Annotated in this window: 24 protein-coding genes; 20 read left to right on the forward strand and 4 right to left on the reverse strand. The window is 42.6% G+C overall.

What is annotated here, in order from left to right; translation table 11 throughout:
• Window positions 1–175 precede the first annotated feature (175 nt).
• Both IGI86_RS01220 and rpiA read right to left on the reverse strand, forming a co-directional pair.
• Window positions 176–757, reverse strand: a complete 582-nt coding sequence (locus IGI86_RS01220) for a recombinase family protein (RefSeq protein WP_005226873.1) — start codon at window positions 755–757, stop codon at window positions 176–178.
• A 151-nt stretch (window positions 758–908) separates the two neighbouring features.
• On the reverse strand, window positions 909–1583 hold the full coding sequence (gene rpiA / locus IGI86_RS01225) for a ribose-5-phosphate isomerase RpiA (protein ID WP_005226875.1): 675 nt from the start codon (window positions 1581–1583) through the stop codon (window positions 909–911).
• A 304-nt stretch (window positions 1584–1887) separates the two neighbouring features.
• Between rpiA and rpsL the strand changes: the two genes are divergently transcribed.
• The 4 genes from rpsL (at window position 1888) to tuf (ending at window position 6343) form a co-directional block, all read left to right on the forward strand.
• Window positions 1888–2301, forward strand: coding sequence for a 30S ribosomal protein S12 (gene rpsL, locus IGI86_RS01230; protein ID WP_003127956.1), 414 nt, complete (start codon window positions 1888–1890; stop codon window positions 2299–2301).
• 70 nt (window positions 2302–2371) lie between these two features.
• Complete coding sequence (gene rpsG, locus IGI86_RS01235) at window positions 2372–2842, forward strand: 30S ribosomal protein S7 (RefSeq protein ID WP_003127957.1); 471 nt, start codon at window positions 2372–2374, stop codon at window positions 2840–2842.
• 80 nt (window positions 2843–2922) lie between these two features.
• The gene (gene fusA / locus IGI86_RS01240; RefSeq protein ID WP_005226900.1) at window positions 2923–5007 is read left to right on the forward strand and encodes an elongation factor G; all 2085 of its coding nucleotides are present in this window, start codon (window positions 2923–2925) and stop codon (window positions 5005–5007) included.
• A gap of 148 nt (window positions 5008–5155) precedes the next feature.
• Entirely contained in the window at window positions 5156–6343 is a 1188-nt protein-coding gene (tuf, locus tag IGI86_RS01245; RefSeq protein ID WP_005226902.1) for an elongation factor Tu, read from the forward strand.
• A 133-nt stretch (window positions 6344–6476) separates the two neighbouring features.
• Here tuf and IGI86_RS01250 read toward each other — a convergent pair whose 3' ends face one another.
• Together IGI86_RS01250 and IGI86_RS01255 are read right to left on the reverse strand one after the other, a co-directional pair.
• The gene (locus tag IGI86_RS01250) at window positions 6477–7202 is read right to left on the reverse strand and encodes a nitroreductase family protein (RefSeq protein ID WP_430617665.1); all 726 of its coding nucleotides are present in this window, start codon (window positions 7200–7202) and stop codon (window positions 6477–6479) included.
• A complete protein-coding gene (locus tag IGI86_RS01255; protein ID WP_430617666.1) occupies window positions 7186–8631 on the reverse strand; it encodes a PLP-dependent aminotransferase family protein in 1446 nt (481 codons plus the stop codon). Before IGI86_RS01255 ends, IGI86_RS01250 begins: the two co-directional genes overlap by 17 nt.
• Window positions 8632–8738: 107 nt before the next feature.
• On the opposite strand from IGI86_RS01255, the gene thiD reads away from it, so the two are divergent.
• The 16 genes from thiD (at window position 8739) to IGI86_RS01335 (ending at window position 16504) form a co-directional block, all read left to right on the forward strand.
• Window positions 8739–9569 carry a bifunctional hydroxymethylpyrimidine kinase/phosphomethylpyrimidine kinase gene (gene thiD / locus IGI86_RS01260; protein WP_430617667.1) on the forward strand — a complete coding sequence of 277 codons (831 nt, stop codon included), beginning with the start codon at window positions 8739–8741 and terminating at the stop codon, window positions 9567–9569.
• Between the two features lie 340 nt (window positions 9570–9909).
• The gene (rpsJ, locus tag IGI86_RS01265) at window positions 9910–10218 is read left to right on the forward strand and encodes a 30S ribosomal protein S10 (protein ID WP_003127966.1); all 309 of its coding nucleotides are present in this window, start codon (window positions 9910–9912) and stop codon (window positions 10216–10218) included.
• A gap of 22 nt (window positions 10219–10240) precedes the next feature.
• Window positions 10241–10870, forward strand: coding sequence for a 50S ribosomal protein L3 (rplC, locus tag IGI86_RS01270; RefSeq protein ID WP_003127967.1), 630 nt, complete (start codon window positions 10241–10243; stop codon window positions 10868–10870).
• A 29-nt stretch (window positions 10871–10899) separates the two neighbouring features.
• On the forward strand, window positions 10900–11523 hold the full coding sequence (gene rplD / locus IGI86_RS01275; protein WP_005226910.1) for a 50S ribosomal protein L4: 624 nt from the start codon (window positions 10900–10902) through the stop codon (window positions 11521–11523).
• Window positions 11523–11816: a 50S ribosomal protein L23 gene (locus tag IGI86_RS01280; RefSeq protein WP_005226911.1), complete on the forward strand. Its 294-nt coding sequence runs from the start codon at window positions 11523–11525 to the stop codon at window positions 11814–11816. Before rplD ends, IGI86_RS01280 begins: the two co-directional genes overlap by 1 nt.
• 39 nt (window positions 11817–11855) lie before the next feature.
• Window positions 11856–12689: a 50S ribosomal protein L2 gene (rplB, locus tag IGI86_RS01285; RefSeq protein ID WP_005226912.1), complete on the forward strand. Its 834-nt coding sequence runs from the start codon at window positions 11856–11858 to the stop codon at window positions 12687–12689.
• A 42-nt stretch (window positions 12690–12731) separates the two neighbouring features.
• The gene (gene rpsS, locus IGI86_RS01290; protein WP_005226914.1) at window positions 12732–13010 is read left to right on the forward strand and encodes a 30S ribosomal protein S19; all 279 of its coding nucleotides are present in this window, start codon (window positions 12732–12734) and stop codon (window positions 13008–13010) included.
• A 23-nt stretch (window positions 13011–13033) separates the two neighbouring features.
• On the forward strand, window positions 13034–13381 hold the full coding sequence (rplV, locus tag IGI86_RS01295; RefSeq protein WP_003127973.1) for a 50S ribosomal protein L22: 348 nt from the start codon (window positions 13034–13036) through the stop codon (window positions 13379–13381).
• Window positions 13382–13394: 13 nt separating this feature from the next.
• On the forward strand, window positions 13395–14051 hold the full coding sequence (gene rpsC, locus IGI86_RS01300) for a 30S ribosomal protein S3 (protein ID WP_005226916.1): 657 nt from the start codon (window positions 13395–13397) through the stop codon (window positions 14049–14051).
• Window positions 14052–14053: 2 nt separating this feature from the next.
• On the forward strand, window positions 14054–14488 hold the full coding sequence (gene rplP / locus IGI86_RS01305; RefSeq protein WP_005226918.1) for a 50S ribosomal protein L16: 435 nt from the start codon (window positions 14054–14056) through the stop codon (window positions 14486–14488).
• On the forward strand, window positions 14478–14666 hold the full coding sequence (rpmC, locus tag IGI86_RS01310) for a 50S ribosomal protein L29 (RefSeq protein ID WP_005232529.1): 189 nt from the start codon (window positions 14478–14480) through the stop codon (window positions 14664–14666). The genes rplP and rpmC overlap by 11 nt, the downstream gene beginning before the upstream one ends.
• 24 nt (window positions 14667–14690) lie before the next feature.
• Entirely contained in the window at window positions 14691–14957 is a 267-nt protein-coding gene (gene rpsQ / locus IGI86_RS01315) for a 30S ribosomal protein S17 (RefSeq protein WP_005232528.1), read from the forward strand.
• Window positions 14958–15017: 60 nt separating this feature from the next.
• The gene (gene rplN, locus IGI86_RS01320) at window positions 15018–15386 is read left to right on the forward strand and encodes a 50S ribosomal protein L14 (RefSeq protein ID WP_003128006.1); all 369 of its coding nucleotides are present in this window, start codon (window positions 15018–15020) and stop codon (window positions 15384–15386) included.
• A gap of 35 nt (window positions 15387–15421) precedes the next feature.
• Entirely contained in the window at window positions 15422–15733 is a 312-nt protein-coding gene (gene rplX / locus IGI86_RS01325) for a 50S ribosomal protein L24 (RefSeq protein WP_005232526.1), read from the forward strand.
• A gap of 27 nt (window positions 15734–15760) precedes the next feature.
• Complete coding sequence (rplE, locus tag IGI86_RS01330; RefSeq protein ID WP_005227088.1) at window positions 15761–16300, forward strand: 50S ribosomal protein L5; 540 nt, start codon at window positions 15761–15763, stop codon at window positions 16298–16300.
• Window positions 16301–16318: 18 nt separating this feature from the next.
• Window positions 16319–16504: a type Z 30S ribosomal protein S14 gene (locus tag IGI86_RS01335; RefSeq protein ID WP_003128010.1), complete on the forward strand. Its 186-nt coding sequence runs from the start codon at window positions 16319–16321 to the stop codon at window positions 16502–16504.
• Window positions 16505–16517 lie beyond the last annotated feature (13 nt).

Consider the following 16517-nt stretch of genomic DNA (forward strand, 5'->3'; position numbering starts at 1 on the left):
ATTCGATATTTTTCTGAAATTTTCAATTCCGTATTTATTGTACACTCTTTCTCAAAGAATTTCCATGGTTTTGGAGGAAAAGCTGGGGGAAAACGCCATTCTTAAGGAAAAACAAAAGGGGATCATTAAAAAGAGGACCGCTTTTGTTTCATGCTGTTCTAGGGGGAGTCGACAACTATGAACGTAACTTGTTCCATTCTTCTTCGGATAATTTTATGTATTTATAGCATGTACCTACAGAAACACCGCATTTTTCAGAAATATATTGAATCGTTTCTTTTTTTTCGTAGTACAATTGACGGATTTTTTTGATCGTTTTTGGATCGATCTTTGGACGACCGCCAATTTTGCCTTTTTTGCGGGCTTTATTTAAGCCGACCAGCGTGCGCTCTTTGATGAGTGAGCGTTCCATGATCGCAAGTCCTTCCATCAAATTGAAGTAAACCTGTCCCATCGGACCGCGGGTATCGATTTGTTCTGCCAGTGAAACCAGATGAAGCTCTCGCTGTTTTAATAGATCCGTGAGATCGGTCAGCTGTCTGGTCGTCTTCCCTAAACGATGCAGTTCCGTAACGACTAAGGTGTCACCGGGCTGCATTTGTGCCACCACTGACTCCAATGAATGATTTTCTTCACTTTCTTCCACGCTAAATGTCTCATGGAAAAATTCATGACACCCAAATTCTTCGAGCTTGTTTAATTGTTCACTTGTTGAGTTATCGGTGATCGTTGAACGAGCATAGCCTATGATTTTCATAAACCCTCCTACCTTTCCCTTTTTATTGAATGTATCATAATTATTTCTTAAATGATAGGGTAATTTGCACAAAAAATAATAAAAATTAAGTCGATTGAAGAAAAATAACGAAAAAAAGAGAAGCATTTTTGCTTCTCCTTTTTTGTTTCCTTTATCTAACGTGCTTGGTACTCGGGCCTTCAGGCAATCCAACAATGATCGTATGGACCATATCCAAAAACAGACCGTGTTCAACCACGCCTACTGTAGCATCTAATTCCTGTGCCAACTCAGTAGGAGCGGTGATCGTTTCTAGATGAAGATCGATGATGTAATTGCTGCAATCGGTTTTTAACGGTTCGCCTTCTTCATTCAGACGCAGTTTTGGATGGTAGTTTTTCTTCTCGAACAGACGCAACAGCTGTTGGCTGCCATAAGGGATCACTTCCACTGGCAACGGGAAGGCACCAAGTGTTTCGACCATTTTCGATTCATCAACGATCCACAAAACTTTTTTGGAGTTAGACGCCACGATTTTTTCGAATAAAAGGGCTGCACCGCCGCCTTTGATGCCATGATAATCCTTGCTGATCTCATCTGCACCGTCGATCGTTAGATCCACAGCGTCCACTTCATCGATGGTGCGAATCGGGATACCTAATCCTTCTGCTTGTTTTTTCGATGCCCAAGAAGTTGGGACACCAGTGATCGATAGACCTTCTTCTTTTACACGTCGACCCAGTTCTTCAATCATGTAGTAGGCTGTTGAGCCAGTGCCCAAGCCAACGACCATGCCGTCTTTTACATAACTAGCCGCTTCAATGCCGACCATTTCTTTTAGGTTCATTTTCTTCCCGCCTTTTTTAAATAAATGCTTTGTCTCTATTATATAGGAAGAAGCGCAAAATTTGCGGATTTTTTCGTAACAGATTTCTTTTGAAAAAAGCTTGGGAGGATACTTGACAGGTAAGAATAAGCATGATATTCTATCAAAGGTGCTTTATCTACAGGTCTCTCGTTGGAGACGTGCTGACTGTCTATCAAAGCATAGTTGATATGAATGCAGAGAATGCATTATTTTTTATCGCAAAAAAAGAACCACCTGGATGTGTGGGACTATAAAGCGAATCAAGGAAGGAGGACAACTAGGGATGCCTACAATTAATCAATTAGTACGTAAACCTCGTAAATCCAAGGTTGAAAAATCAAATTCACCAGCATTGAACAAAGGATATAACAGTTTCAAGAAAGCTCAAACGAATGTTAACTCACCTCAAAAGCGTGGGGTAGCTACTCGTGTGGGAACTATGACACCGAAAAAACCGAACTCAGCTCTACGTAAATATGCGCGTGTTCGTTTGTCAAACTTGATTGAAGTGACAGCTTATATTCCAGGTATCGGACACAACTTACAAGAACACAGCGTGGTCTTGTTACGTGGTGGACGTGTAAAAGACTTACCAGGGGTACGTTACCATATCGTTCGTGGTGCATTGGATACTGCCGGTGTTAACGATCGTAAACAATCTCGTTCTAAATATGGTACAAAACGTCCTAAAGCTTAATCTTTAAGACAAACAGATCAAATGAATCTTATTTAAATCAGAACTGATATCTCGGAAGGAGGAGTTACGGATGCCTCGTAAAGGTCCTGTTGCAAAACGTGATGTTTTACCAGATCCTATTTATAACTCAAAATTAGTAACTCGTTTGATCAACCGTGTAATGGTTGATGGTAAACGCGGTGTTGCTGCAAATATTATCTACAATGCTTTTGGCATTATCAAAGAATCTACAGGAAATGATCCATTGGAAGTTTTCGAACAAGCAATGAAAAACATTATGCCTGTATTGGAAGTTAAAGCTCGCCGTGTCGGTGGTTCTAACTACCAAGTACCAGTAGAAGTACGTCCTGAACGTCGTACAACTCTAGGTCTTCGTTGGGTGGTAAACTACGCTCGTTTGCGTGGCGAACACACAATGGAAGAACGTCTTGCAAAAGAAATCATGGATGCAGCAAACAACACTGGTGCTTCTGTGAAAAAACGCGAAGACACACACAAAATGGCGGAAGCCAACCGCGCATTTGCTCACTATCGTTGGTAAGATCCTCACTGCTTTTTATTGGAAGGTACTGAGACAACCTTAGCTTAAGTTAAGTAAGAATGAGAGGGGAACAACCTAGAATGGCAAGAGAATTTTCGCTAGAAAAAACTCGTAATATCGGGATCATGGCCCACGTTGACGCTGGTAAAACAACGACAACTGAACGTATCCTTTATTACACAGGTAAAATCCATAAAATTGGTGAAACACATGAAGGTGCTTCTCAAATGGACTGGATGGAACAAGAACAAGAACGTGGGATCACAATCACTTCTGCTGCGACAACTGCGCAATGGAAAGAAAACCGCGTAAATATCATCGACACACCAGGACACGTGGACTTCACAATCGAAGTGCAACGTTCATTGCGTGTACTTGATGGTGCTGTAACTGTGTTGGACTCACAATCAGGTGTAGAACCTCAAACAGAAACAGTTTGGCGTCAAGCGACAGATTACCGCGTACCACGTGTTGTATTCTGTAACAAAATGGACAAAATTGGTGCAGACTTCTTATACTCTGTATCAACTTTACATGATCGTTTACAAGCAAATGCTCACCCAATCCAATTACCGATTGGTGCGGAAGATGACTTTACTGGTATTATCGACTTAGTAAAAATGAAAGCTGAAATCTACACAAATGACTTAGGAACTGAAATCCAAGAGACTGAAATTCCTGAAGAATACGTAGAATTAGCTGAAGAATGGCGCGAAAAATTAATCGAAGCTGTTGCTGATACTGATGAAGAACTAATGATGAAATTCTTGGAAGGTGAAGAAATCACTGAAGAAGAATTGAAAGCTGGTATTCGTCAAGCAACATTGACTGTTGACTTTTTCCCTGTTCTTTGTGGATCTGCTTTTAAAAACAAAGGGGTTCAATTGATGTTGGATGCAGTCATTGACTACTTGCCTTCACCACTTGATGTTCCTGCGATTAAAGGGATCAATCCTAAAACAGACGAAGAAACTGATCGTCCGGCTGACGATGAAGCACCATTTGCTTCATTAGCATTTAAAGTAATGACTGACCCATTCGTAGGTCGTTTGACATTCTTCCGTGTGTATTCAGGTATCTTGAACTCTGGATCATACGTATTGAATGCTTCAAAAGGCAAACGCGAACGTATCGGTCGTATCCTACAAATGCACGCCAACACACGTGCTGAAATCCAAACAGTATACTCAGGCGATATCGCCGCTGCTGTTGGTTTGAAAGACACAACAACTGGGGATACACTATGTGATGAAAAATCACCAGTAATCCTTGAATCAATCGAATTCCCAGAACCAGTTATCGAAGTCGCTGTTGAGCCTAAATCAAAAGCTGACCAAGATAAAATGGGGGTTGCTTTACAAAAACTTGCTGAAGAAGATCCATCATTCCGTGTGGAAACAAACGCTGAAACAGGCGAAACTGTTATCGCTGGTATGGGAGAACTTCACTTGGACGTCTTAGTTGACCGTATGCGTCGCGAATTTAAAGTTGAAGCAAACGTAGGTGCGCCTCAAGTTTCTTATCGTGAAACATTCCGTGCAGCAACACAAGCGGAAGGTAAATTTGTACGTCAGTCTGGTGGTAAAGGTCAATACGGTCACGTATGGGTCGAATTTACACCAAACGAAGAAGGTAAAGGCTTCGAATTCGAAAACGCGATTGTCGGTGGTGTGGTTCCTCGTGAATACATCCCAGCAGTTGAAAAAGGACTTGAAGACTCAATGGCGAACGGTGTCTTAGCCGGTTACCCATTAGTAGACATCAAAGCAAAACTTTATGATGGTTCATACCATGATGTCGATTCAAGTGAAACTGCCTTCCGTGTTGCAGCTTCTATGGCTTTACGTGCTGCAGCGAAGAAAGCAAATCCAGTAATTCTTGAACCAATGATGAAAGTAGTTATCACTGTACCAGAAGATTACTTAGGTGATGTTATGGGTCACGTAACTGCTCGTCGTGGACGCGTAGAAGGAATGGAAGCACACGGTAACTCACAAATCGTGAACGCAATCGTGCCATTAGCTGAAATGTTTGGTTACGCAACGACACTTCGTTCATCAACACAAGGTCGCGGTACGTTCATGATGACATTTGATCACTATGAAGATGTACCAAAATCTGTTCAAGAAGAAATCATCAAGAAAAACGGCGGCAAAGCTGAATAATTGATGGAAGTATAGGAAATTAAGTAAAAAGCTATATTTTTTTCTGAGTTTCGTGTACAATATTATCGATGATAAGGGATGGGGAGCTGCGGCTCCCTACCTATCAAATATAAAAAATAAACTGCATTTTTAGGAGGAACATTTTAAAATGGCAAAAGAAAAATTTGACCGTTCTAAACCCCACGTAAACATTGGTACGATCGGACACGTTGACCATGGTAAAACTACACTTACAGCTGCTATCACAACTGTATTATCTAAAAAAGGTTTGGCTCAAGCTTCAGCTTACGACCAAATCGATGGCGCTCCAGAAGAACGCGAACGCGGAATCACTATCTCAACTGCTCACGTTGAGTACGAAACTGAAGCACGTCACTATGCTCACGTTGACTGCCCAGGACACGCGGACTACGTTAAAAACATGATCACTGGTGCTGCTCAAATGGACGGCGCGATCTTAGTAGTATCTGCTGCTGATGGTCCTATGCCTCAAACACGTGAACACATCTTGTTATCACGTAACGTTGGTGTACCATACATCGTTGTTTTCTTAAACAAAATGGATATGGTTGATGACGAAGAATTACTAGAATTAGTTGAAATGGAAGTTCGTGACTTATTGTCAGAATATGACTTCCCAGGCGACGATGTTCCTGTAATCGCTGGTTCTGCTTTGAAAGCTCTTGAAGGCGATGCTTCATACGAAGAAAAAATCATGGAATTAATGGCTGCAGTTGACGAATACGTTCCAACTCCAGAACGTGACACTGACAAACCATTCATGATGCCAGTCGAAGACGTATTCTCAATCACTGGACGTGGTACTGTTGCTACAGGCCGTGTTGAACGTGGACAAGTTCGCGTTGGTGACGAAGTTGAAATCGTTGGTATTGCTGAAGAAACTGCTAAAACAACTGTAACTGGTGTTGAAATGTTCCGTAAATTGTTAGACTATGCTGAAGCAGGGGATAACATTGGTGCATTGCTACGTGGGGTTGCTCGTGAAGACATCCAACGTGGACAAGTATTAGCTAAAGCTGGTACAATCACACCTCATACAAAATTTAAAGCTGAAGTTTACGTTTTAACAAAAGAAGAAGGTGGACGTCACACTCCATTCTTCACTAACTACCGTCCTCAGTTCTACTTCCGTACAACTGACGTAACTGGTGTTGTTGAATTACCAGAAGGAACTGAAATGGTTATGCCTGGTGATAACGTAACAATCGACGTTGAATTGATCCACCCAATCGCTATCGAAGACGGAACTCGTTTCTCAATTCGTGAAGGCGGACGTACTGTTGGTTCAGGCGTTGTAACTTCAATCCAAGCTTAATTTGATTGATCGAAGAGCAAAAGCGTACGCGCTTTTGCTCTTTTTTTTTGACTCGTAGAACCAAAAAAGAGCCGCCATCTCTAGCGTTGACGAATCCACTGCGGTTCATCGAAGCTAAAGAGAGCGGTGCTTTTTATTTTATTAGTTTTTGCTTCTTCAAGAAGGCGTCAAATCCTTGGTCAGGGCGATTGCGGTAAAACCCAGCAAATTTTTCTGACCATGGTTTGGTCTCGCGAGCTTCTCCAAAATCAGTCATTGTTTGATCGTAGGCTTCGATCGCCTCATAAGAATAGTCGTGATAATGGTTGTAATGAATGACCGCTTCTTCTGGCAAGCGAGGCTTGACCTTCATTTCTACGATTGGTTTACCGATGCTCAAGCCAGCCACAGGGTAGACATATTCCGGTAAGTGCAACAATTCAGCGATTTTGGCGCTGTCTTTGCGGACACTGCCGGAAATGACGGTACCTAAGCCCAGCGATTCAGCAGCGATCGCACCAGATTGTAAAGCAATGCTGGCATCAGTGGTGGCGATCAATAATGGCTGATAGCCCTCATCGATTGGATAGGGGGTCTGTTTTTTCTCAGCAACTTTTTTGGTTCGGTTTAAATCTGCGAGAAACAGCAGAAAGAGCGAACTTGCTGCGATATGAGGATTGCCGGGATTCCATTCGACTATTTGTTGGCGGATCTGCGGGTCGTCGATCACCAGGATCGAATAGCCTTGCCCATTCATCCAGCTTGGTGCTTGACGAGCGGCAGTCAAAATCGCGGTTACTTGTTCTTGGCTCAAGCGGTAGTCAGGGTCAAATTGTCGGTAAGTGCGATGATTGTGCAAAAGCTCAATGGTTTCGTTCATAGGTTTGCTCCTTTAACTGTTGGGTGATTTTTGTGAATCGTTCTTGAAATCGTGGTAAATCATCTTTGGCTAAGCGGGTATAGTTCAAACGCAAGCCATTCGTATCGTTACTGAAAAGAAACGCAGGTGCTACTAAGCAATCGTTCGCCAAAAAGAGCGACCAATCTTTGCGAGTCAATGTGCGGTGACGCCAAGTCAACCACAGGTAAAGACCGCCTTTCGTCGGCTGCCATTGCCAGTCCTCCTGAAATGCCTGCAAGAGTTTGAGTAGGTCTTGCTGGCGCTGGGCCATTTCTGTAAGCAGTGTCCGCTGCTGCTGGTGGTAATCAGAGGAGCGTAAGGCGATGTTGGCAAGGACTTGCGGGAAAATCGTGGTATCGATCGCCATCCGTTTTTTCGCTTGGGCAAATTGGTCGGCTAACGCTTCTGGCACCAAAAGCCAGCCGATTTTGATTGATGACCCAAGTAATTTTGAAAGCGAGCCTAAATAAATGACGGTTTCGGGAGCCATGGATTTTAGCTTGGGCGGTACTTCATCAAAAGCCAACTCGCTAAAAACATCGTCTTCTATGATCGGTACTTGGTAGGTCTGGCAAAGGCGGATGATCGCTTGGCGCCGATGCTCGCTCATGGTGTGGCCAGTTGGGTTTTGGAAGGTGGGATTCAGATAGACGAATTTGATCTTCTTTTCCTTCAACACTTTTTCCAATGCCGCAGGCCGCATCCCTTCACTATCCTGCTTGATCCCAATCAGCTGGACATTCATCGTGGAAAACAAGGGGAGAGAGAACAAGAAAGAAGGGTCCTCTGTCGCAATACAATCCCCCGCATGCAATAAGACTTGCATCAGCAAGGTGATTCCTTGCGTCGAACCGGCAGTAATTACTAGTTTTTGACCGCTGATAGGCAAATTGAAGGAATCAGCAAGGTGCTGCAATAAGATTTCTTGCAAAGGCTCATAACCAGTCGGTAATACTTTGGTGCTTTCTTTGCGGATCTCTTCCCATGTAAAGGCGGGAAACGTGAAGTCGGGAATCAGATCGGTAGGTAGATCACCTGTGTACAGATCCAGCACATCCTTCTCGGTGCGCAAGTGCTGAATCTGTTGAACGTAAGGGTCTTGCTGCAAGTAAGGGCTGCTTAAAGACGAGCGCAAATAAGAAAGCGGTGTTTGTCGGTTCCCCCAACGACCTTCCAATACGCGAGAGCCGCTGCCTTGTTTTCGTTCGATCCATCCTAAGCTCTTCAATTCATCTAACGCTTTGACGACGGTGGAACGGTTGACGTCAAAAGTCTGAGCAAGGCTGCGCTCTGGTGGTAAACGATCCCCAGGCCCATAGGTTCCCGCTTGGATCTCTTCGATAAAATGGGTCACGATCTGCTGGTAAATCGGTTGTTTCTTTTGTTTGTCGATACTTGATGAAGCCATCCTGCACCACCTTTTTCAATTGGATGGTTTAAAAATAAGCCAAATGGCTCTTTTCGTCAAGGGGAAGATTGACTATACTTAGCAAAAAGCACAAGGAGATGAGGAAGATGGAAAAAGTAATATCAATTGCCGGGTCTGATTCAACCGGAGGTGCCGGTATCGAAGCAGATTTAAAAACGTTTCAGGAGTATGGTGTCTTTGGTTTTGCCACGATTGCTTCGATCGTCACGATGGATCCACAAGCGGGTTGGAGCCATGAAGTAACGGCAATGGAACCAGCGCTTGTTGAAAAGCAATTGATCTCCGCCTTTGCAGGTGATCCGATGGATGCCCTTAAAACGGGGATGTTAGGCAATGAAGACAATATTGTGCAAGCAGCGAAGATGATTCAAAAACAGCAAGTTAAAAATGTGGTGATCGATCCCGTCATTGCTTGCAAAGGGACTGCAGAAATCTTACAGCCAAAAAGTGTCGATGCCATCATCACGCATTTGTTGCCTTTAGCAGATGTTGTCACCCCTAATTTAGTAGAAGCGGGGATTCTTTCAGGTTTGGGTGATTTGACGAGTGTGGAAGCCATGAAGCAAGCTGCTGAAAAAATCCATCAATTAGGTGCTAAATACGTCGTGATCAAAGGCGGTCATCGCTTGCCAGGAGCAAAAGCCATCGACCTTGTTTATGATGGAGAATCCTTCCTCCTGTTGGAAAGTGACAAAATCGCTACCGATTTTAATCACGGAGCAGGCTGCACCTTTTCAGCAGCGATCGCTGCGGGTCTTGCAAAAGGCAAACCCGTCATGGAAAGTATTCGCTTAGCAAAAGCCTTTGTCACAGCAGCAATCAAAGAAGGCGTGGTCATCAATCCTTATGTGGGTCATGTGTGGCACGGTGCCTATACCCACGCCCAAGACCGTATGAAGGAAGAAGCGCCGCAATAGCAGGTTTTCTTCTATATAAATAGGAATTGAAGAAGCACTTAAAAGAAGCGGGCAACGCTTCTTTTTTTGTGTTTCGAAAACAAAAGAAAATTTTCTGAAAGAAATGCAAAAGAATCCCGGTTTTTCCATAAAAAAAGCTTGCAATCAATGTTTATCCGTAATATAATCATAAAGGTGCTGTTTACGTAAATACGTAAGTCACACTGGCAGCAAAGAAATTTTCTGCCGGCTACGAAACGAGAGGTTGCGACACGCCCGGACGCTTTGCCATGGACGAGCGTGACGGAAAATTTTCGTGGAGCTATGTCTACTTTTCAAAATAGGCGAAGGAGGGAAAACAATGGCAAAACAAAAAATTCGTATCCGTTTAAAAGCGTATGAACATCGTATTTTAGATCAATCAGCGGATAAAATCGTAGAAACTGCAAAGAGAACTGGAGCTGGCGTATCTGGTCCAATTCCATTACCAACTGAACGCAGCTTGTACACGATCATCCGTGCGACGCACAAATACAAAGATTCACGCGAACAATTCGAAATGCGTACACACAAACGTCTAATCGACATTGTGAATCCAACACCAAAAACTGTTGATGCTTTAATGAAGCTAGACTTGCCAAGCGGTGTTAATATCGAAATCAAACTATAATAATTAAGATGGAGGTGTAATCATGACCAAAGGAATCTTAGGGAAAAAAGTGGGAATGACTCAAATCTTCACTGAATCTGGCGAATTGATTCCAGTAACTGTAGTAGAAGCTACACCAAACGTAGTGCTACAAGTGAAAACAATCGAAAATGACGGCTACGAAGCAATTCAAGTCGGCTACCAAGATATGCGTGAAGTTTTGTCTAACAAACCTGCGAAAGGTCATGTTGCAAAAGCAAACACGGCTCCTAAGCGCTTCATTCGCGAATTCAAGAATGTAGAGCTAGAGGGCTTAGAAGTAGGATCAGAAATCAAAGTTGATATTTTTGAAGCAGGAGACATCATCGATGTAACCGGCACTTCGAAAGGTAAAGGATTCCAAGGCGTTATCAAACGTCACGGACAAAGCCGCGGACCAATGGCTCACGGTTCTCGTTACCACCGTCGTCCTGGATCAATGGGTCCAGTTGCACCTAACCGTGTATTTAAAAACAAACGTCTTGCTGGACGTATGGGCGGAAATCGCATCACGATCCAAAACTTGGAAATCGTACGCGTAGACGCAGAACGCAACGTTATCTTGATCAAAGGTAATGTACCTGGCGCGAAAAAATCATTGATTACAATCAAATCAGCTGTGAAAGCTAAATAAGTAGATAGGAAGAAAGGAGGAACTAAGGAATGCCGAATGTAGCATTATTCAAACAAGATGGAAGCCAAAATGGCGAAATTACATTGAACGAAGAAATCTTCGGAATCGAACCAAATGAATCAGTTGTCTATGATGCAATCATCATGCAACGCGCTTCATTAAGACAAGGAACACACGCTGTGAAAAACCGCAGTGCCGTTCGTGGCGGTGGCCGTAAACCATGGCGCCAAAAAGGAACTGGACGTGCCCGTCAAGGTTCAATCCGTTCACCACAATGGCGTGGAGGTGGCGTAGTCTTCGGACCAACACCACGTTCATACAGCTACAAACTTCCTAAAAAAGTTCGTCGCTTAGCAATGAAATCTGTATTGTCAGAAAAAGTTGCTTCAAATAACTTGGTAGCAGTAGAAGGATTAAGCTTTGATGCTCCAAAAACAAAAGAATTCAAACAAGTTTTAGCTAACTTGACAATTGACTCTAAAGTATTGGTAGTTTTAGAATCTGAAAACGACTTTGCCGCTTTATCTGCGCGCAACTTGCCAAAAGTTTCTGTAGTTACTGCTGATAACATTAGTGTGCTAGACATCGTTTCTAACGACAAAATGTTAGTGACACAAACTGCTCTTACTCAGATCGAGGAGGTGCTTGCATAATGAACTTACTAGACGTTATTAAACGCCCAGTGATCACTGAAAAATCAATGCTTGCCATGGATGACAAGAAATACACTTTTGAAGTGGACACAAAAGCTAACAAAACTTTAGTAAAACAAGCTGTAGAAGCTGCCTTTGACGGAGTGAAAGTGGCAAACGTGAACATCATCAACGTTCGTCCTAAATTCAAACGCATGGGTAAATATGCAGGATATACAAAAAAACGTCGCAAAGCTGTTGTGACTTTAACTGAAGATTCTAAAGAAATCCAAATTTTCGAAGCTGCTGAATAAGCAACTCACGCATAAATTTTACATGGGAGGGAAAAAGACGTGGCGATTAAAAAGTACAAACCTACCACGAACGGCCGTCGTAATATGACAAGTTCTGATTTCGCTGAAATCACAACTTCAACACCAGAAAAAACATTGTTAGCTCCTTTGAAAAACAATGCTGGTCGTAACAACAACGGACGTATCACGGTTCGTCATCAAGGTGGCGGTCACAAACGTCAATACCGTTTGATCGATTTCAAACGTAACAAAGACAACGTCGTTGCTACGGTTAAAACGATTGAATATGATCCAAACCGTTCTGCTAACATTGCGTTAGTACATTACGAGGATGGAGTAAAAGCATACATCTTAGCACCTAAAGGATTAGAAGTTGGCATGACTGTCGTTTCTGGTCCAGATGCAGATATTAAAGTAGGGAATGCATTACCACTAGAAAACATTCCAGTCGGTACTGTTATCCACAACATCGAAATGAAACCTGGTAAAGGTGGACAATTGATTCGTTCAGCTGGAACAAGTGCTCAAGTACTTGGTAAAGAAGGCAAATACGTATTGATCCGCTTGAACTCTGGTGAAGTACGGATGATCTTAGCATCATGTCGTGCAACAATCGGTTCTGTTGGTAATGAACAACACGAATTGATCAACATCGGTAAAGCCGGTCGTTCTCGTTGGATGCGCAAACGCCCAACTGTACGTGGTAGCGTAATGAACCCTAATGATCACCCACACGGTGGTGGTGAAGGTAAAGCACCAATCGGACGTAAAGCACCAGTTTCTCCTTGGGGACAACCAGCACTTGGCTACAAAACACGTAACAAAAAAGCAAAATCAGACAAACTTATCGTTCGTCGTCGTAAAACTAAGTAATATACTTGACCGTGTGTCGCACATTTTGAGAGGAGGTACACCATGGGTCGTAGTTTGAAAAAAGGACCTTTTGTCGATGACCATTTGATGAAAAAGGTCGAAGCACAAGAAGGCGCTGAAAAGAAAAAAGTGATCAAAACTTGGTCACGTCGTTCTACAATTTTCCCTAATTTTATCGGATTTACAATTGCTGTGTATGATGGACGGAAACATGTACCAGTTTACATCCAAGAAGACATGGTAGGACACAAATTAGGTGAATTTGCACCAACAAGAACTTATCGCGGACATGCTGCCGATGATAAGAAAACAAGACGCTAATTTTGAGGGGAGGATATCCAAAAATGGCAGAACAAATCACATCAGCGAAAGCAACTGCTAAAACAGTCCGCGTTTCTCCTCGTAAATCTCGTCTAGTTATTGACTTAATCAGAGGGAAAAGCGTTGCTGAAGCAATCGCGATCTTAAAGTTCACACCAAATAAAGCAGCTGGAATCATCGAGAAAGTCTTGATGTCAGCTATTGCCAATGCAGAAAATAATTTTGACTTAGATGTTGAAAACTTGATTGTTTCTGAAGCATTCGTAAACGAAGGACCAACGATGAAACGTTTCCGTCCACGTGCGAAAGGTTCAGCTTCACCGATCAACAAACGTACAAGTCATATTACTGTAGTCGTATCAGAAAAATAAGGAGGGACAATCAGTGGGTCAAAAAGTACATCCAATTGGAATGCGTGTAGGCATCATCCGTGACTGGGATGCTAAATGGTATGCTGAAAAAGAGTATGCTGAATTTCTACATGAAGATTTGAAAATCCGTAAATTTATCGCATCTAAACTTGCTGATGCCGCTGTGTCTACAGTTGAGATCGAGCGTGCAGCAAACCGCGTGAATATTTCAATCCACACAGCTAAACCAGGTATGGTTATCGGTAAAGGCGGATCTGAAGTCGAAAACCTAAGAAAAGAATTAAATAGCCTAACTGGCAAACGAGTTCACATCAACATCGTTGAAATCAAAAAACCAGATTTAGATGCTAAATTAGTAGGCGAAGGAATCGCACGTCAATTAGAAAACCGTGTTGCTTTCCGTCGTGCTCAAAAACAAGCGATCCAACGCACAATGCGTTCTGGCGCTAAAGGAATCAAAACACAAGTTTCTGGCCGTCTAAATGGTGCGGATATCGCTCGTTCAGAAGGTTACTCAGAAGGAACAGTTCCACTTCATACATTACGTGCGGACATTGATTACGCATGGGAAGAAGCAGATACAACATACGGAAAACTAGGAGTTAAAGTGTGGATTTATCGTGGAGAAGTTCTTCCAACTAAAAAGAACACTGAGAAAGGAGGGAAATAAACATGTTAGTACCTAAACGTGTAAAACACCGTCGTGAGTTCCGCGGAAAAATGCGTGGCGAAGCGAAAGGCGGAAAAGAAGTAGCATTCGGTGAATACGGCTTACAAGCTGTTGAATCACACTGGATCACAAACCGTCAAATCGAAGCTGCCCGTATCGCAATGACTCGTTATATGAAACGTGGCGGGAAAGTATGGATCAAAATTTTCCCTCACAAATCTTATACTGCCAAAGCTATCGGGGTACGTATGGGTTCTGGTAAAGGGGCTCCTGAAGGATGGGTATCACCAGTTAAACGTGGTAAAATCATGTTTGAAATTGCCGGTGTACCTGAAGAAGTTGCGCGCGAAGCGCTACGTCTTGCTTCTCACAAATTACCAGTGAAAACAAAGATCGTAAAACGTGAGGAAATGGGTGGTGAATCGAATGAAGGTTAAAGAAATCAGAGAATTAACCACTGCCGAAATGCTAGATCAAGAAAAACAATTGAAAGAAGAATTGTTCAATCTTAGATTCCAATTAGCAACAGGTCAATTAGAAAACACTGCACGTATCAAAGAAGTACGTAAATCGATTGCACGCATTAAAACAGTATTGCGTGAACAAGTTAAGTAATAGTGGAAGGAGGCCATTTAGCGTATGACTGAAGAAAGAAATCAACGCAAAGTTTACCAAGGTCGCGTGGTATCAGACAAAATGGATAAAACTATCTCTGTTGTCGTTGAAACAAAGAAAAACCACCCTATCTACGGCAAACGTCTGAACTATTCTAAGAAATACAAAGCACACGATGAAAACAACGAAGCAAAAGTTGGCGATATCGTGAAAATTATGGAAACTCGTCCATTATCAGCTACGAAACGTTTCCGTCTAGTAGAGATTGTTGAAAAGGCAGTGATTATCTAATCACACGAGATTTTCCTATATAGATTGTGAATTGCAAAATCTGAAAGGAGGATACACATCGTGATCCAAGCAGAAAGCCGATTAAGAGTGGCGGACAACTCAGGTGCCCGTGAAATTCTAACGATCAAAGTCCTTGGCGGATCTGGTCGTAAAACTGCCAATATTGGTGACGTGATTGTTGCTACGGTTAAACAAGCAACGCCAGGTGGGGTTGTCAAAAAAGGTGACGTCGTTAAAGCCGTTATCGTTCGTACTAAATCAGGAGCTCGTCGTACAGACGGTTCATACATCAAATTCGATGAAAATGCTGCGGTTATTATCCGTGACGATAAGAGCCCTCGTGGAACTCGTATCTTTGGCCCAGTTGCCCGCGAATTGCGTGAAGGCAACTTTATGAAGATCGTTTCCCTAGCACCAGAAGTATTGTAATAGTGATTCTTATCTAAAGGAGGTGCGAAACAAACATGTTTGTTAAAAAAGGCGATAAAGTTAAAGTTATCACTGGTAAAGACAAAAACAAAGAAGGCGTTGTGCTAGCAGCGTTTCCTAAAAATGACAAAGTCGTTGTTGAAGGTGTCAATGTTGTCAAAAAACACCAAAAACCTTCTCAAACTGCTCCTCAAGGCGGAATCGTTGAAATGGAAGCACCAATTCATGTTTCTAACGTGATGGTGGTTGATCCATCGAACGGTGAAGCTACGCGTGTCGGTTACAAAGAAGTTGACGGCAAAAAAGTCCGCGTTTCTAAGAAAACCGGAGAAGTTCTTGATAAATAATCTGATGAAGGAAGGAGGGGCTAACAGATGAACCGCCTTAAAGAAAAATATTCAAAAGAAGTTGTCCCATCATTAATGGACAAATTTAACTACAGCTCAATCATGGAAGCACCAAAAGTTGATAAAATCGTTATCAACATGGGTGTCGGTGACGCTGTTTCTAATGCTAAAAACTTAGACAAAGCTGTTGAAGAATTACAATTGATCTCAGGTCAAAAACCATTGATCACAAAAGCGAAAAAATCTATCGCAGGATTCCGTTTACGTGAAGGAATGCCAATCGGTGCGAAAGTAACTCTACGCGGCGAAAGAATGTATGAATTCTTAGATAAACTAGTAAGTGTGTCATTGCCACGTGTCCGTGACTTCCACGGTGTGAGCAAAAAAGCGTTCGACGGACGCGGAAACTACACTTTAGGTATCAAAGAACAATTGATTTTCCCTGAAGTAGATTATGATTTGATCGACAAAGTACGTGGTATGGATATCGTGATTGTAACAACAGCAAACACAGATGAAGAATCTCGTGAATTGTTGACACAATTAGGCATGCCATTCCAAAAATAAAAAAAGGAGGCGAACTACGTGGCTAAAAAATCAATGATTGCTAAAAACAAACGCCCTGCTAAATTCTCAACGCAAGAATATACTCGTTGTGAACGTTGCGGACGTCCACATTCAGTTTATCGTAAATTTCATCTTTGCCGTATTTGCTTCCGCGAACTTGCCTATAAAGGACAAATTCCCGGCGTGAAGAAAGCTAGCTGGTAAACTATACTCGCAT

Origin of the sequence: Enterococcus sp. AZ188, assembly GCF_050544075.1 — a bacterium.
In the GTDB taxonomy this organism is placed as follows: domain Bacteria; phylum Bacillota; class Bacilli; order Lactobacillales; family Enterococcaceae; genus Enterococcus_D; species Enterococcus_D entomosocium.

What these genes read in the sequence shown, in the direction of transcription:
- IGI86_RS01220 (WP_005226873.1), bottom strand. Translation starts at nt 757, where the DNA reads ATGAAAATCATAGGCTATGCTCGTTCAACGATCACCGATAACTCAACA.
- rpiA (WP_005226875.1), bottom strand. Translation starts at nt 1,583, where the DNA reads ATGAACCTAAAAGAAATGGTCGGCATTGAAGCGGCTAGTTATGTAAAA.
- rpsL (WP_003127956.1), top strand. Translation starts at nt 1,888, where the DNA reads ATGCCTACAATTAATCAATTAGTACGTAAACCTCGTAAATCCAAGGTT.
- rpsG (WP_003127957.1), top strand. Translation starts at nt 2,372, where the DNA reads ATGCCTCGTAAAGGTCCTGTTGCAAAACGTGATGTTTTACCAGATCCT.
- fusA (WP_005226900.1), top strand. Translation starts at nt 2,923, where the DNA reads ATGGCAAGAGAATTTTCGCTAGAAAAAACTCGTAATATCGGGATCATG.
- tuf (WP_005226902.1), top strand. Translation starts at nt 5,156, where the DNA reads ATGGCAAAAGAAAAATTTGACCGTTCTAAACCCCACGTAAACATTGGT.
- IGI86_RS01250 (WP_430617665.1), bottom strand. Translation starts at nt 7,202, where the DNA reads ATGAACGAAACCATTGAGCTTTTGCACAATCATCGCACTTACCGACAA.
- IGI86_RS01255 (WP_430617666.1), bottom strand. Translation starts at nt 8,631, where the DNA reads ATGGCTTCATCAAGTATCGACAAACAAAAGAAACAACCGATTTACCAG.
- thiD (WP_430617667.1), top strand. Translation starts at nt 8,739, where the DNA reads ATGGAAAAAGTAATATCAATTGCCGGGTCTGATTCAACCGGAGGTGCC.
- rpsJ (WP_003127966.1), top strand. Translation starts at nt 9,910, where the DNA reads ATGGCAAAACAAAAAATTCGTATCCGTTTAAAAGCGTATGAACATCGT.
- rplC (WP_003127967.1), top strand. Translation starts at nt 10,241, where the DNA reads ATGACCAAAGGAATCTTAGGGAAAAAAGTGGGAATGACTCAAATCTTC.
- rplD (WP_005226910.1), top strand. Translation starts at nt 10,900, where the DNA reads ATGCCGAATGTAGCATTATTCAAACAAGATGGAAGCCAAAATGGCGAA.
- IGI86_RS01280 (WP_005226911.1), top strand. Translation starts at nt 11,523, where the DNA reads ATGAACTTACTAGACGTTATTAAACGCCCAGTGATCACTGAAAAATCA.
- rpsS (WP_005226914.1), top strand. Translation starts at nt 12,732, where the DNA reads ATGGGTCGTAGTTTGAAAAAAGGACCTTTTGTCGATGACCATTTGATG.
- rplV (WP_003127973.1), top strand. Translation starts at nt 13,034, where the DNA reads ATGGCAGAACAAATCACATCAGCGAAAGCAACTGCTAAAACAGTCCGC.
- rplP (WP_005226918.1), top strand. Translation starts at nt 14,054, where the DNA reads ATGTTAGTACCTAAACGTGTAAAACACCGTCGTGAGTTCCGCGGAAAA.
- rpmC (WP_005232529.1), top strand. Translation starts at nt 14,478, where the DNA reads ATGAAGGTTAAAGAAATCAGAGAATTAACCACTGCCGAAATGCTAGAT.
- rpsQ (WP_005232528.1), top strand. Translation starts at nt 14,691, where the DNA reads ATGACTGAAGAAAGAAATCAACGCAAAGTTTACCAAGGTCGCGTGGTA.
- rplX (WP_005232526.1), top strand. Translation starts at nt 15,422, where the DNA reads ATGTTTGTTAAAAAAGGCGATAAAGTTAAAGTTATCACTGGTAAAGAC.
- rplE (WP_005227088.1), top strand. Translation starts at nt 15,761, where the DNA reads ATGAACCGCCTTAAAGAAAAATATTCAAAAGAAGTTGTCCCATCATTA.